This is a genomic window from Shewanella hanedai (genome assembly GCF_007197645.1).
GTDB classification, from domain to species: domain Bacteria; phylum Pseudomonadota; class Gammaproteobacteria; order Enterobacterales; family Shewanellaceae; genus Shewanella; species Shewanella hanedai.
Genome location: NZ_VKGK01000047.1, coordinates 24,443 through 38,679, shown reverse-complemented (window position 1 = coordinate 38,679; position 14,237 = coordinate 24,443). Strand labels below are relative to the sequence as shown.

At 46.8% G+C, this 14,237-nt stretch carries 11 protein-coding genes; 9 read left to right on the top strand and 2 right to left on the bottom strand.

Annotated elements, in window-relative coordinates:
- Positions 1–471: 471 nt before the first annotated feature.
- Positions 472–1,134 carry a glutathione S-transferase gene (locus FN961_RS23885; RefSeq protein WP_144042654.1) on the top strand — a complete coding sequence of 221 codons (663 nt, stop codon included), beginning with the start codon at positions 472–474 and terminating at the stop codon, positions 1,132–1,134.
- Positions 1,135–1,189: 55 nt separating this feature from the next.
- On the opposite strand, the gene gndA is transcribed toward FN961_RS23885, so the two are convergent.
- Both gndA and FN961_RS23875 read right to left on the bottom strand, forming a co-directional pair.
- Positions 1,190–2,743 carry an NADP-dependent phosphogluconate dehydrogenase gene (gene gndA / locus FN961_RS23880; protein WP_144042653.1) on the bottom strand — a complete coding sequence of 518 codons (1,554 nt, stop codon included), beginning with the start codon at positions 2,741–2,743 and terminating at the stop codon, positions 1,190–1,192.
- Positions 2,744–3,087: 344 nt separating this feature from the next.
- A complete protein-coding gene (locus FN961_RS23875; protein ID WP_144042652.1) occupies positions 3,088–5,016 on the bottom strand; it encodes a propionyl-CoA synthetase in 1,929 nt (642 codons plus the stop codon).
- A gap of 260 nt (positions 5,017–5,276) precedes the next feature.
- On the opposite strand from FN961_RS23875, the gene FN961_RS23870 reads away from it, so the two are divergent.
- From FN961_RS23870 to FN961_RS23835, 8 genes are all read left to right on the top strand, one after another.
- Positions 5,277–5,672, top strand: a complete 396-nt coding sequence (locus FN961_RS23870; RefSeq protein WP_144042651.1) for a MerR family transcriptional regulator — start codon at positions 5,277–5,279, stop codon at positions 5,670–5,672.
- 85 nt (positions 5,673–5,757) lie between these two features.
- Positions 5,758–6,927: an isovaleryl-CoA dehydrogenase gene (locus FN961_RS23865; RefSeq protein ID WP_144042650.1), complete on the top strand. Its 1,170-nt coding sequence runs from the start codon at positions 5,758–5,760 to the stop codon at positions 6,925–6,927.
- A gap of 90 nt (positions 6,928–7,017) precedes the next feature.
- A complete protein-coding gene (locus FN961_RS23860; RefSeq protein ID WP_144042649.1) occupies positions 7,018–8,625 on the top strand; it encodes a carboxyl transferase domain-containing protein in 1,608 nt (535 codons plus the stop codon).
- A 72-nt stretch (positions 8,626–8,697) separates the two neighbouring features.
- Complete coding sequence (locus FN961_RS23855; RefSeq protein WP_144042648.1) at positions 8,698–9,522, top strand: enoyl-CoA hydratase-related protein; 825 nt, start codon at positions 8,698–8,700, stop codon at positions 9,520–9,522.
- Between the two features lies 1 nt (position 9,523).
- Positions 9,524–11,650 carry an acetyl/propionyl/methylcrotonyl-CoA carboxylase subunit alpha gene (locus FN961_RS23850; RefSeq protein ID WP_144042647.1) on the top strand — a complete coding sequence of 709 codons (2,127 nt, stop codon included), beginning with the start codon at positions 9,524–9,526 and terminating at the stop codon, positions 11,648–11,650.
- Positions 11,651–11,652: 2 nt separating this feature from the next.
- Entirely contained in the window at positions 11,653–12,543 is an 891-nt protein-coding gene (locus tag FN961_RS23845; RefSeq protein WP_144042646.1) for a hydroxymethylglutaryl-CoA lyase, read from the top strand.
- A gap of 118 nt (positions 12,544–12,661) precedes the next feature.
- Positions 12,662–13,366 (top strand): CoA transferase subunit A, encoded by a 705-nt coding sequence (locus FN961_RS23840; protein ID WP_144042645.1) that lies wholly within the window; start codon positions 12,662–12,664, stop codon positions 13,364–13,366.
- Between the two features lie 14 nt (positions 13,367–13,380).
- Complete coding sequence (locus FN961_RS23835) at positions 13,381–14,037, top strand: CoA transferase subunit B (RefSeq protein WP_144042644.1); 657 nt, start codon at positions 13,381–13,383, stop codon at positions 14,035–14,037.
- The last annotated feature ends 200 nt before the right edge of the window (positions 14,038–14,237 follow it).

Here is a 14,237-nt window from a genome sequence, read left to right as displayed (position 1 = left end):
GAAATTGAAGCTACTGAGGTCGCATTGGCGAACAGCCATTAAAACACTACAAGGCTTAATTCTGGAGCCACAAGCATGCTATTAAATTCGAGGGGATCCCTCAGACTCAGAGTGTTTTTTGACAAACTAATTCAAGGCGAATGGATGACATAATGGTTGCTCCCTTGTGAGTTTATTCAACGCAGAAATAGGCAGACAAAAACACTCCTTACAGGCGAGTTTTAGCGGTTCTGATCCTGTGTTAACGAGCTAAACCGTAGAATAACTATGCTCTTCACTCGTTGCAAGCCACATGGATGTGGTGAATGTCATTAATGCAGGAGCAATTAATTACCTTGCCTCAGGACCGCTAAATTCTCGCTGAGCGATCAAATCTTTATACTGATTGGTATACCCCATAAATACCGTAGAGATAAAGCCGACATATTCGCTTTATCTCTACTAAACACACCACAGCCTACGAGAGCACTGATGCCCCTTCCAATACTTTACTCACTGCAACATTGCCCCTATGCCATGCGAGCACGAATGGCAATATTGCTGGCAGAACAAAGCGTCATGTTGCGGGCCATCGTAATGAAAGAAAAACCCGAAGCCATGCTACAAATTTCCCCCAAAGGCACAGTACCAGTGTTAATCATTGAAGATGGCGACACGACTGAAGTAATTGATGAAAGCTTGGATATTATGCTTTGGGCGCTTAACAAAAATGATCCTCAATCTCTGCTCTACCCACAATCGCCAGAAATATTAGCTCAAATTCTCGAACTCATTCAATACAATGACAAAGTATTTAAACCGCTATTAGAGCAGTACAAGAGTGCAAAACGTTACCATAAAGACTCAGAGATCCATGACCGAACGCAATGCGAAGCCTTCATTGCACAATTAGAAGTGAAACTAAACCAACACACCTTCATCATGGGTGACACCCTCAGCCTAGCTGATTACGCGCTTATCCCTTTTGTTCGTCAGTTTGCCAAAGTTGATCGTCAATGGTACTTACAAGCTCCCTACCCCAAACTGCAAAGCTGGCTGAAAGCTCACCTCGACAGTCCACTTTTCTCGAAAGCCATGGCTAAATACCCACTTTGGCTAGAAAGTCATGAGTCCTTTCTTTTTGGTGAAATGTAGCCCACAAAAAAGCCGAACATAAGTTCGGCTTTAGTAAGATAAGCGATAACAATCGTTAAACTTTGTTTATCTCTCTTTTCGCATCGCTCCAGTTCAAGTGGTATTTCTCACCCGCTGGTTTGTCGGTACGCTCAAAAGTATGAGCACCAAAGTAGTCACGCTGACCTTGAAGCAAGTTTGCAGGTAAGGTCTCACAGCGATAGCTGTCGTAATAGGCTAAAGCAGAACCAATACAAGGTGCTGGGATCCCTTTCAGTACCGCTGTCGATACCGCTTTACGCCAGTCGAGTTGCTTTAACGATAATGCCTGACTGAATGTCTCAGCCATCAGCAAGTTCTCTAGCTCGATACCTGTCGTCGCTGCGGCTTGATAGGCTTGAGTGATTGATTGCAGGAAGGTGGCGCGGATGATACAGCCCGCACGCCAAATTTTCGCTATTTCAGCAAAGTCCAACGTCCAATTTCGCTCTTTCGCTGTCATCGCCATCAACTGAAAACCTTGGGCGTAACTGGCAATTTTAGCGCAGTAAAGCGCACTTTCCAGCTGAACAATAAAGGTGTGTCGCTCTTCATCGCTTGGCTTTACAGCAGCAGGACCGCTAAGAAGCTGGCTCAATGCCACTCTTTGCGTTTTTTGTGTGCTTACAGCACGTGCGTACACGGCTTCAGCAATCGTTGGTGCCGGACAGCCTATCTGCAAACTGCTCACAGCAGTCCAAAGACCTGTGCCCTTTTGGCCCGCTTTATCCAAAATCATTTCAACCAAAGGTTTACCTGAAATCGGATCCGCTTGCCTTAACACCTCAGCGCTGATCTCCATCAAATAGCTGTTCAGGCTACCTTGATTCCATCGTTCAAATAGATCGGCAATCTCATTGGCTGACATCTGAAAGCCGTCGCTCAGTAACTGGTAGGCTTCACAGATGAGCTGCATATCGGCATATTCGATGCCGTTATGCACCATTTTGACATAATGTCCGGCGCCAGCAGGACCAATATAGGTGGTGCAAGGCTCGCCTTCAGTGACCGGATTACCCGGCTCTTGACGCTCAATCGGCAAACCTGTATCTGCATCGACTTTGGCCGCTATCGCTTCCCAGATAGGTTTGATTCTATCCCAAGCCTTTATATTTCCACTTGGCATCAATGAAGGCCCGAAACGCGCGCCCATTTCTCCACCAGAAACAGCAGAACTAAAAAAGGTAAACTTATCGGCGTAACGCGCTTCACGCTCAACCGTATCGGTCCATAAACTGTTGCCCGTATCGATGACAATATCATTTTGCTCGATACCGGCTTCGATTAACGTGCTGCATACCCCGTCAACTGGCGCACCAGCAGGAACCGATAGCACAATAATACGAGGCTTATCGAGACTAGATAACAGTTCAGAAATATTATTACAGCCATGAACACGCAAAGGCTGATCTGCTTGCTTGCTGTTGACTCTATCAGATTGTTCTTGTTCGAGTACGCCTTGAACTTTGACGTTGTCTAGGTCGAAAGCAGCGACGTGATATTGATTATCGGCAATATTTAAGGCGAGGTTTTTCCCCATGACGCCAAGGCCTATAACGCCGACATCATATAATTTGGTGTGGTTTTCCATTGATATCTTTTCCGCAGGTGACAGAAGATGACATACCCTATCGATTATTGGCGTGTTAACACTTAATTCCCAAAGAATTAAGTGTTATTAGCCTTCTCTATATACGTGAGAACCCTACATTGGGGCATAGACGATAGGTATTATTTGTGCAAGATTATACATACTTTGGTAAGTAAATTACTAGGATTTGCCTGATTAGTTTACAAAATATGCCAAATTGCGTTCTGAAGTTAACAACGTCGTCTATCAAGGCTCATGATTAAATGCTCGAAAATACCCAAATTTCGATTACTGCCTTTCGGGTAAATCCACTCTCTCAAATTACTCAGATTACGCATGACTGGCTATTGATTCTTGACCACCAACGCATCGGCGTACCCCATACGCGTTAACGCATTACGCACGAGTTCTAATGTCTGTGGGTCTTCAATGGTTGCTGGCATTTTGTATTCTTGATTATCAGCAATTTTGCGCATTGTACCGCGTAAAATTTTGCCTGATCGAGTCTTAGGCAACTTTTGCACCACACTGACCAATCTAAATGAAGCCACGGGGCCAATATTTTCGCGTACTAAATTGATTAACTCCTTGTACAGCGCTTCATCACTCAAGGTTACCCCTTTTTTAAGCACCACTAACCCCAAAGGAACTTGACCTTTAAGCTTGTCATCAACGCCTATCACCGCCACTTCTGCAACGGCTTCATGCTGACACAAAACCTCCTCAAAACGTCCAGTAGAGAGTCGGTGGCCTGCCACATTAATGATGTCATCGATACGACTCATTATATACAGATACCCGTCTTCATCCATATAACCTGCATCGCCCGAAAGGTAATAACCCGGATACATAGATAAGTAACTGTCTAGGTATCTCTGCTCATTTTGCCATAGGGTCGTTAATGTTCCCGGAGGCAGCGGCAACTTGATCACCACATTACCCGAGGTATTCGCTTCAACGATATCCCCCATCTCATCGACAACCTCCACTTGATAACCCGGCACAGGCAGTGCTGGCGATCCTGCTTTCACTGTAACAGGGGCCGTTCCCATTAAGTTAGCCGCAACAGGCCAACCGGTTTCTGTTTGCCACCAATGATCGATAACGGGTTTTCCTAAGTATTGCTCAGCCCAATGCAAGGTGTCGGGATCGCAACGCTCACCTGCTAAAAACAGCGTTTGAAGGCAAGATAAGTCGACATCTTTAATAAAATCCCCATCGGGATCATCGCGCTTTATGGCTCGTATCGCAGTAGGGGCAGTAAAGAAGCTCTTGACTTGGTACTTGGCAATCGTGCGCCAAAAAATGCCCGGATCTGGCGTGCCAACTGGCTTACCTTCAAACATAATTGTGGTCGCTCCCGCCAACAAAGGCCCATAGACAATATAGGAATGCCCAACAACCCAGCCCACATCCGACGCGGCCCAGAAAGTATCTCCCGCTTCAATGTTGTAGATATGCTTCATCGACCAGGCAAGTGACACCGCGTGGCCGCCATTATCGCGCACCACACCTTTTGGCTGCCCCGTTGTTCCTGAGGTATAGAGAATATAAAGAGGGTCTGTCGCCTTAACGTTTTGACATGCAATATCTGGCGCAGCGGCAACCACACTTTGCCAGTCGACATCACGCTCAGGGCTCAGTTCTGCATAGTGTTGACTGCGATTGAGGATAATACATTGCTCAACTTTATGGCTTGATTGAGCAATAGCATCATCTAGCAGCGGCTTATAAGCCACCACGCCTGAAGGCTCAATGCCACAGGAAGCTGACAAAATAAGCTTAGGTTTAGCATCATCAATTCGACTTGCCAGTTCGTTACCAGCAAAACCACCAAACACCACTGAGTGAATGGCACCAATGCGCGCACACGCCAACATGGCATAAGCCGTTTCTGGCACCATCGGCATATAGATAATGACGCGATCGCCTTTTTTTACTCCAACAGAGTCCATATAACCAGCCAGTCTACTGACTTGAGCTTGTAGCTCTGTATAGGTGATGCCATATTCAGTGTCAGTCACAGGGCTGACATATTGAATGGCGACCTGATCGCCTCGGCCATTCTCGACGTGCCTGTCCACCGCGTTATAACACGTATTGAGTTCACCACCAGAAAACCAAGCATAAAGTGGTATATGACGATCATCGAGGACGCGATCCCAAGGCTTATCCCAACTTAACGCTTCTGCTGCATCAGCCCAAAATTGCTCTGGCTGCGCTATTGAGGCTGTGTGCATCTGTTGATGTAACCCATGATTTCCGCTCTTCATTACCCTCTCCCCAGAACATAAAACTGAATGAATGTGCTTAACCTTAAGTTAATCACATTAGGCTCACAGGCAGATCATTCCCATTAGACCTTATGATTAGGGTGGATAATGAACTGTTTCTATATCGATAAACTGGAAAATTTACTTTCCATAAAATACTGAGAAGACGGCAACAAAATCAGTTAACACTTAATCACCAACTTTACGTTAACGTAAACTTCATGTAAGGTAATTAAAAGTTAAATATTATGGTGTTTTTAATGAGTGATAAACAGATCACACAGACAACTTACTCAATTAGCGATCTGTCTAAAGAGTTTGATATTACAACCCGAAGTATTCGTTTTTACGAAGACCAAGGCCTGTTGAAACCTAAGCGTCGTGGGCAAACTCGGATTTATATCCTAAAAGATAGGGTCCGTCTAAAACTGATTTTACGCGGTAAACGTCTCGGATTTTCACTTGCTGAAACCCGTCGTTTATTTGAGCTTTATGATGCTGATAAAAACAGCGTATCACAGCTGCATACGATGCTTGAGCTTGTCGAAGATAAGAAGGTTTCACTGCAGCAGATGGATGATATCAAAGTGGTATTAATGGAGCTTAACTCTGCAGAACAGCAGTGCCGAGCAGCATTAGAAAACAGTACCGAATAAGGCGCTTGTTAAGCTCACATTAAAAACACCGCAAAAACATAATTATAATAATAAATATCTGAATTAAATTGATAGGACACTAGCCATGACTCAACTCTACTCATCACTCAACTTTGGCCTGGGCGAAGATGTCGATATGCTCCGCGATGCAGTTCAAAGTTTCGCAGCCAATGAAATTGCACCAATAGCAGCAAAAACCGACCTCGACAACGCCTTCCCCAATGAACTTTGGCCAGTGCTAGGTGATATGGGACTGCTAGGTGTCACGGTTTCAGAAGAGTATGGTGGCGCTGATATGGGATATTTAGCCCATGTTGTGGCAATGGAAGAGATCTCACGAGCATCAGCGTCAATCGGCTTAAGCTACGGCGCTCACTCTAATTTATGTGTCAACCAGATTAACCGTAACGGTAACGCTGCACAAAAAGCCAAATACCTGCCAAAGCTCGTCACTGGTGAGCACATCGGTGCGTTGGCGATGAGTGAACCTAATGCTGGTTCCGATGTAGTTTCCATGAAACTTCATGCCCGTAAAGAGGGCGACCGCTATATCCTTAACGGCAATAAAATGTGGATCACTAACGGTCCTGATGCACACACTTATGTCATCTACGCCAAAACCGATCTTGATAAAGGTGCCCATGGCATCACAGCCTTCATCGTCGAACGAGACTCGAAAGGATTTAGCACCGCACAGAAACTAGACAAACTCGGTATGCGTGGTTCTAACACCTGCGAGCTAGTATTCGAAGATTGTGAAGTACCGGAGGAGAACATCCTTGGCGGCCTCAATAACGGTGTAAAAGTGTTAATGAGTGGTCTTGATTACGAACGCGTAGTCCTCTCAGGTGGACCCCTTGGGATCATGACCGCCTGTATGGATATTGTTATTCCTTACATTCACGAACGTGAGCAGTTTGGAAAATCCATCGGCCAGTTTCAGCTAGTTCAAGGCAAGCTTGCCGATATGTACACCGGCATGAATGCGGCTAAATCCTATATCTACAATGTAGCGAAATCTTGCGACCGCGGCGAAGCCACACGTAAAGATGCAGCTGGTGCCATCCTCTATTCTGCTGAGCTAGCCACTAAAATGGCCCTCGATGCCATTCAGCTATTAGGCGGTAACGGTTACGTCAATGAGTACGCAACAGGTCGACTTTTACGTGATGCCAAGCTCTATGAAATCGGCGCAGGAACTTCAGAGATCCGCCGCATGTTGATTGGCCGTGAGCTGTTTAACGAATCTAAGTAAGCCCATGTGGGCAAAGCGGTTGAAACTACTGCCTTGCCCAGTATTCGTTCTCATCCCCCCTATGCTTTCAGCTTCAAAAGGATTGAAATCGTGACTCAACTTAGCAGCCGTATTAACACTCGTAGTGATGAATTCAAGGCTAAACATGACGACATGGTCAACCTTGTTCATGATCTAAAATGCAAAATTAACATCATTGAACAAGGCGGCGGTGACGTTGCCCGCGAACGTCATCTTTCCCGAGGAAAACTCCTGCCTCGCCAGCGTGTTGAAAAGTTACTGGATCCAGGCTCCCCCTTCCTTGAGTTATCTCAATTTGCAGCCTATGAGCTTTATGAAGACTTGGTTCCCGCAGCAGGCATCATTGCAGGTATCGGTCGAGTCAGTGGCGTTGAGTGCATGATTATCGCCAACGACGCCACGGTTAAAGGTGGCACTTACTATCCTGTTACCGTCAAAAAACACCTTCGAGCACAGGATATAGCAAGTCGCTGTCATCTTCCCTGCATCTACTTAGTCGACTCTGGTGGCGCTAACCTGCCTCGTCAAGATGAAGTCTTTCCAGACCGTGACCATTTCGGCCGTATCTTCTATAACCAAGCGCAGATGTCAGCCAAAGGGATCCCGCAAATCGCCGTGGTGATGGGACTTTGTACCGCAGGTGGCGCATATGTGCCCGCCATGGCCGATGAGTCGATTATCGTCAAAGAACAAGGCACCATCTTCCTCGCTGGCCCGCCATTAGTTAAAGCTGCTACCGGTGAAGAAGTGACAGCAGAGGAGCTTGGTGGCGCTGAAGTTCACACTAAAATATCCGGTGTTGCTGATCATCTCGCCCAAAGCGATGATCATGCTTTGGAACTTGCTCGTAAAGCTGTGACTCGACTCAATCATCAAAAAACCATCGAGTCTCAACTTAGTCCAGTTAAGCCACCTAAGTTCGACATCAACGAACTTTACGGCATTGTAGGGACCGATCTTAAAAAACCATATGATGTTAAAGAGGTCATTGCACGAGTGGTCGATGACTCAGACTTTGATGAGTTTAAAGCTGGCTACGGCCCAACGTTAGTGTGCGGCTTTGCCCGTATCCACGGTTACCCAGTCGGCATCGTTGCCAACAATGGCATTCTTTTCTCTGAGTCTGCCCAAAAAGGCGCTCACTTTATCGAGCTTTGTTGCCAACGAAAAATCCCATTGCTCTTCTTGCAAAATATCACTGGCTTCATGGTCGGCAAGAAATATGAGCATGAAGGCATTGCGAAACATGGCGCCAAGATGGTGACTGCTGTTTCTTGCGCAAATGTCCCTAAGTTTACCGTCATTATCGGTGGCAGTTATGGCGCTGGTAACTATGGCATGTGTGGCCGCGCATTTGAACCAACCATGATGTGGATGTGGCCAAATGCGCGTATTTCCGTCATGGGGGGTGAACAAGCTGCAGGTGTATTAGCCACCGTTCGCCGTGATGGACTCGCCCGTAAAGGCGTCGAATGGTCCGATGATGAGGAGCAAAAGTTCCGTGCCCCTATCGTCGAACAATACGACAAAGAGGGTCATCCATATCACGCCAGTGCCCGCTTGTGGGATGACGGTATTATTGACCCCGCCCAAACTCGCGACGTGGTTGGATTAGCCCTGTCGGCTGCACTTAATGCACCGATAGAAGAGACCAAGTTCGGTGTGTTCCGCATGTAAGGGCTCGTCCCTTACCTGCACACAGACCTGAACAGATATTTTCTGGGCTAATAGATAATGGATAACCTAGCCATGACAAGTGAATTTTCGAACACGCTACATTTTGTGAATTGCACCCTAAATAAGGGAGTCGGAGAGCTGATCCTCGACCGAGCCGATAAACACAATGCCTTCGATGAAGTGATGATAAGCGAAATGCTGCAATCCCTCGCCCACTTTGCCGACAATGATGAGTGCCAAGTATTAGTCCTTAGGGCCAATGGCAAAAACTTCAGTGCTGGCGCCGATCTTAACTGGATGCGCAATCAAGCTAAGATGGATTTCGAGCAGAATCTTGCTGATGCCAATGAGCTGGCTAAGTTGATGTCAAACCTAGACAAGTTCCCTAAACCGACGATTGCACTTGTTCAAGGCGCGGCCTTTGGTGGTGCATTGGGCCTTATCTGCTGCTGCGATATCGCCATTGCTAACACCCGTGCCAGCTTTTGTTTAAGTGAAGTCAAACTAGGCCTCATTCCGGCAGTGATTAGTCCCTATGTCACCCGAGCGATGGGGCAGCGAGCAGCTCGCCGTTATATGCTCACCGCCGAGCGCTTTAAGGTTGAACAAGCTAAGTCACTCAACGTGATCCATGAGATAGATGATGATCTTGATGCGCAAGCTGCACCGATTATCGACGCTTTACTCGCTAATAGCCCTCAAGGCATGGCTTGGGCCAAAACTTTGCTATCGACTCTAGAAAACGGGGTGATAGATCAAAACACATTAGATTATACCAGCGAGCGTATTGCTCGCATTCGCGTGTCAGCCGAAGGCCAAGAAGGCTTGAATGCCTTCTTTGAAAAACGTAGCCCCGACTGGAAAACAGACACTGACACGGCGCAAGGAGCTCAATAACATGGTCGCATCATCAAAAAGTAACACCACAGGTAACACTTTCCTCATTAAGAAATTGTTGATTGCCAACCGAGGTGAAATCGCTTGTCGAATCATAAAAACAGCCAAAGCAATGGGAATACGTACCGTCGCCTTGTACTCTGACGCCGACATCGATGCCCGTAATGTGGCCATGGCTGATGAATCCTTCTATCTTGGCGGCAGCGCACCAGCAGACTCCTACCTTAAGGGCGAGTTAATTGTCGATATTGCTAAACAAGCGGGTGCACAAGCTATTCACCCTGGTTACGGTTTCTTGTCAGAAAACGCCGATTTTGCGCGTTTGTGTGAACAAGCAGGCATTGCTTTTGTTGGACCCACAGCCGATGCCATCGACTCCATGGGCAGTAAAAGTGCCGCAAAAGAGATCATGGGCGCGGCAAAAGTACCGCTGGTTCCTGGTTACCATGGCGATGAGCAAGACGATGAACTGTTAGTTAACGAAGCCAAAAAGATGGGCTTCCCTCTCCTTATCAAAGCGGCCTATGGCGGTGGTGGTAAAGGGATGCGTATCGTGGAAAATCAAGGCGAAGTACTCGACGCTATCCATTCTGCGAGACGTGAAGCCACCTCCTCTTTTGGTAACGACAAACTCCTGATGGAGCGCTATCTGCGTCAACCTCGTCACGTAGAAGTGCAAGTCTTTGCCGATAATTACGGACACTGTATTTACCTTTCTGACAGAGATTGCTCAATTCAGCGACGTCACCAAAAAGTGGTTGAAGAAGCCCCAGCACCGGGATTAAGTGATGAGTTAAGAGTTAAAATGGGTGAAGCAGCCGTCGCTGCGGCAAAGGCTATCGACTATCAAGGTGCTGGCACCGTCGAGTTCTTGCTCGACACCGACAACAGTTTCTACTTTATGGAGATGAACACCCGTCTTCAAGTTGAGCACCCAGTGACTGAAATGGTCACAGGACAAGACTTAGTGAAATGGCAGTTAATGGTCGCCAGTGGCCACCAACTACCACTGACGCAAAGTGAAGTGCGGATACACGGCCACTCATTTGAAGTACGTATTTACGCCGAAGATCCACAAAATGAGTTTCTCCCCGCTAGCGGTAAACTCAACTTCCTGCGTGAGCCTGAGCAAAATAGCCATGTAAGAATCGATTCGGGCATTCGTGAAAACGATGTGATTAGTAACTTTTATGACCCGATGATCTCTAAACTGATTGTCTGGGATGAGTCACGCCCAAGAGCGCTGCAACGTCTAGTGCATTCACTTGAGTCGTATCAAATCAGTGGACTCAAACACAATATTGAATTTCTGGCTAATATTGCCGAGCACCAAGCATTTCGCGATGCTAACTTCAGTACCGATTTCATCGAACGCTATGGCGATGCCCTCATTGGTCGAGGGCTGAGTGGCAGTGTTGCCAAAGAGCAACAAACCGCACTGGCTCTCGCTGCTCTGTATCAAGTCTGCGCCCGTAAAGAGGCTGCAAAAGTCTGCGCTATTAACAGTAATGACCCATATTCCCCTTGGGGCTCTGTCAGTGGATTTAGGCTCAACAGCGCCAGTCAACATCAAGTGGCGTTGCTCGATGATAATCATGAGCTACAACACTTAGATTTGATTGAAACATCCGTTGGCGGTAAATCAATTTTCCAACTGCAGATTAACGATAACTTCTATACGCTCAGCGGTGAACTTATGGGTGAAGTGTTGCACGCCGAGATATCACTCAACCAGACAGACAAGAGTGACAAGGCGCTTACCCATAAGAGCCAAGCCCATAAATTTAAGATCCCAGTAAGCCATGTCGGTGATGACTTTACGTTGTTTATCAGCTCCACCAGCTACCATTTCCGTGCAATTCAAACAGAGTTGACTGAGGAAGAGGAGTGTTTAGCCGACAAACTTAAAGCGCCGATGAATGGCACTGTGGTGACTCACTTAGTCAATGTGGGCGACAATGTTGTCGCAGGCCAAGGTCTGATGGTGATGGAAGCCATGAAAATGGAGTACACCATAGAATCTCCTTTTGATGGTACTGTCAGTGCGTTTTACTTCGACATTGGTGAGTTAGTATCAGACGGCGCTCTGTTAGTCGATGTTACACCTGCTGATGAAAAAGAGGCATAAAGATGACGCCAAAATCGGTAAGTATTTTTGAGGTTGGCGCCCGTGATGGCCTGCAAAATGAAAACCCCGTCACCACCCAAGATAAGATTATCTTAATTGAAGCATTAGCCAAAGCGGGCATCAAACGCATTGAAGCTGCAAGCTTTGTGTCACCTAAATGGGTGCCTCAGATGGCAGATTCAGGTGAGGTACTGCGCAACATTGCACGTCAAAGCGATGTAACCTATAGCGCTCTGACGCCAAATTTAAAGGGGCTGGAACTCGCACTTGACGCAGGAGCAGAAGAAGTTGCCATCTTTGGCGCCGCATCCCAGAGCTTCAGCCAGCGTAATATTAACTGCTCGATAGAGGAGTCCATTGAACGCTTCGCCCCAGTGATGGAGCGCGCTATCGCCGCCAACATTCCTGTTAGAGGTTATGTGTCTTGCGTACTGGGTTGTCCCTACGAGGGCGATATCGCCGTTAGCGAAGTAGCACGAGTGTCTGAAATCCTTTACAAAATGGGCTGCTATGAAATTTCGCTTGGAGACACCATAGGTATTGGCACCCCAGATAATGCCCGTAGAATGCTTGAGACCGTGGCAGAAAAAGTCCCTGTCGATAAACTCGCCCTGCACTTTCATGACACCTATGGGCAAGCGCTGGCCAATATTCTAGCCTGCTTAGAAACTGGCGTCAGTGTGATAGATTCATCGGTTGCGGGACTCGGTGGTTGTCCTTATGCCAAAGGTGCATCAGGGAATTTAGCGACGGAAGATCTCGTTTATATGCTGCACGGATTAGGAATAGAGACAGGTATCGATTTACAGTTACTTGCACAAGCAGGTAACAGAATAAGCCAAGCCTTAGGCAGAACCACAGGTTCAAAAGTGGCTAGAGCCATCAGCGGGTAAAAAAATAGCCATCAGCAGATAAAGAGTCGCGCTCTTGGCTGCTCATTAGCGAGTGCTTAATACCAAACGAATACTGAAATGATCACATAAATGATTATTGTCAACGGAGATAAGAATAATGGCAGGACTCAATAAAGTCGTTGGAAGTTATGAAGAGGCGCTCGCAGGCCTAAGCAATGATATGACCGTCATGGTGGGCGGATTTGGTCTTTGTGGTATTCCTGAAGGCCTTATCGGTCAGATGGTCAAAACCGGTGTAACAGGACTGACCGCTATCTCTAATAATGCAGGTGTTGATGACTTTGGTCTCGGACTGCTGCTAAAAACCCGTCAAATCGATACCATGATCGCCTCTTATGTGGGTGAGAATGCCACGTTTGAGCAGCAGATGCTCTCTGGCGTATTAAATGTCATCTTGACCCCTCAAGGAACACTGGCTGAAAAAATTCGAGCTGGCGGTGCGGGTATTCCCGCATTTTTCACCGCAACAGGCTACGGCACCCCCGTTGCTGACGGTAAAGAAACCCGTGAAATAGACGGGCGTCACTATGTACTAGAGCCAGCTTTAACAGCAGACTTTGCTTTAGTCCGCGCTTGGAAAGCTGACACCATGGGCAATTTGGTGTTCCGTAAAACCGCCGCTAACTTTAACCCTATGATGGCGACCGCCGGTAAGATTACGGTCGTGGAAGCTGAGCATATTGTAGAACCCGGTGAGTTAGACCCAGATCATATCCACACACCTGGGATCTACGTCAACCGCGTGATCCAAGGAACGTTCGAGAAACGTATCGAACAACGCACCGTAAAAGCATCTGCATAAGGGAGGCAAACATCATGGCATTATCAAGAGAACAACTCGCACAACGTGTAGCCCAAGAACTTAGAGATGGCTATTACGTCAACCTTGGCATCGGCATTCCAACGCTCGTAGCAAACTACATCCCTCAAGGGATTGAAGTGATGCTGCAATCTGAAAATGGTTTATTAGGCATGGGAGAGTTCCCAACTGAAGAGACCATAGATGCCGATCTCATTAACGCAGGTAAGCAAACCGTCACAGCCGTCCCCGGTGCATCATTTTTCTCATCGGCAGAAAGCTTTGCCATGATCCGCGGTGGACATGTAGACCTAACCGTACTAGGTGCCTTTGAAGTGGATGAGCAAGGCTCTATCGCCTCTTGGATGATTCCCGGCAAGCTGATTAAAGGCATGGGCGGCGCAATGGATTTGGTCGCTGGTGCTGATAATATTATCGTCACCATGATGCATGCAGACAAGAAAGGTAACTCTAAACTCCTGACTAAATGCGAACTGCCATTAACCGGCTTTGGTTGCATCAAACGTGTACTGACCGACTTGGCCTTTATGGAGATTAAAGACGGCGCGTTCCACTTACTTGAACGTGCGCCTGGAGTTAGTGTTGAGGAAATTGTATCTAAGACAGCCGGTACATTGATTGTCCCTGACTATGTACCTGAGATGCGCTTTTAATCTCAAATCGATCTACATTAATTTTTTCTAAATAAACAAACGCCCACAAGACTCATCTTGATGGGCGTTTTTAATATAACATTTTCATAGAGAAAATCGCGAGCCATTAACAATGAAACACTGAGCAAGGACACACATCAAAAACATAACAGATACAACTCAAACAAAATTTATTCAGACCTCTCATTTTATCAAAGCTA

Excerpts from the sequence above, each read along its gene's own strand:
- FN961_RS23870 (WP_144042651.1), top strand. The coding sequence starts at position 5,277 with ATGAGTGATAAACAGATCACACAGACAACTTACTCAATTAGCGATCTG.
- FN961_RS23850 (WP_144042647.1), top strand. The coding sequence starts at position 9,524 with ATGGTCGCATCATCAAAAAGTAACACCACAGGTAACACTTTCCTCATT.
- FN961_RS23845 (WP_144042646.1), top strand. The coding sequence starts at position 11,653 with ATGACGCCAAAATCGGTAAGTATTTTTGAGGTTGGCGCCCGTGATGGC.
- FN961_RS23865 (WP_144042650.1), top strand. The coding sequence starts at position 5,758 with ATGACTCAACTCTACTCATCACTCAACTTTGGCCTGGGCGAAGATGTC.
- FN961_RS23855 (WP_144042648.1), top strand. The coding sequence starts at position 8,698 with ATGACAAGTGAATTTTCGAACACGCTACATTTTGTGAATTGCACCCTA.
- FN961_RS23835 (WP_144042644.1), top strand. The coding sequence starts at position 13,381 with ATGGCATTATCAAGAGAACAACTCGCACAACGTGTAGCCCAAGAACTT.
- FN961_RS23875 (WP_144042652.1), bottom strand. The coding sequence starts at position 5,016 with ATGAAGAGCGGAAATCATGGGTTACATCAACAGATGCACACAGCCTCA.
- FN961_RS23840 (WP_144042645.1), top strand. The coding sequence starts at position 12,662 with ATGGCAGGACTCAATAAAGTCGTTGGAAGTTATGAAGAGGCGCTCGCA.
- gndA (WP_144042653.1), bottom strand. The coding sequence starts at position 2,743 with ATGGAAAACCACACCAAATTATATGATGTCGGCGTTATAGGCCTTGGC.
- FN961_RS23885 (WP_144042654.1), top strand. The coding sequence starts at position 472 with ATGCCCCTTCCAATACTTTACTCACTGCAACATTGCCCCTATGCCATG.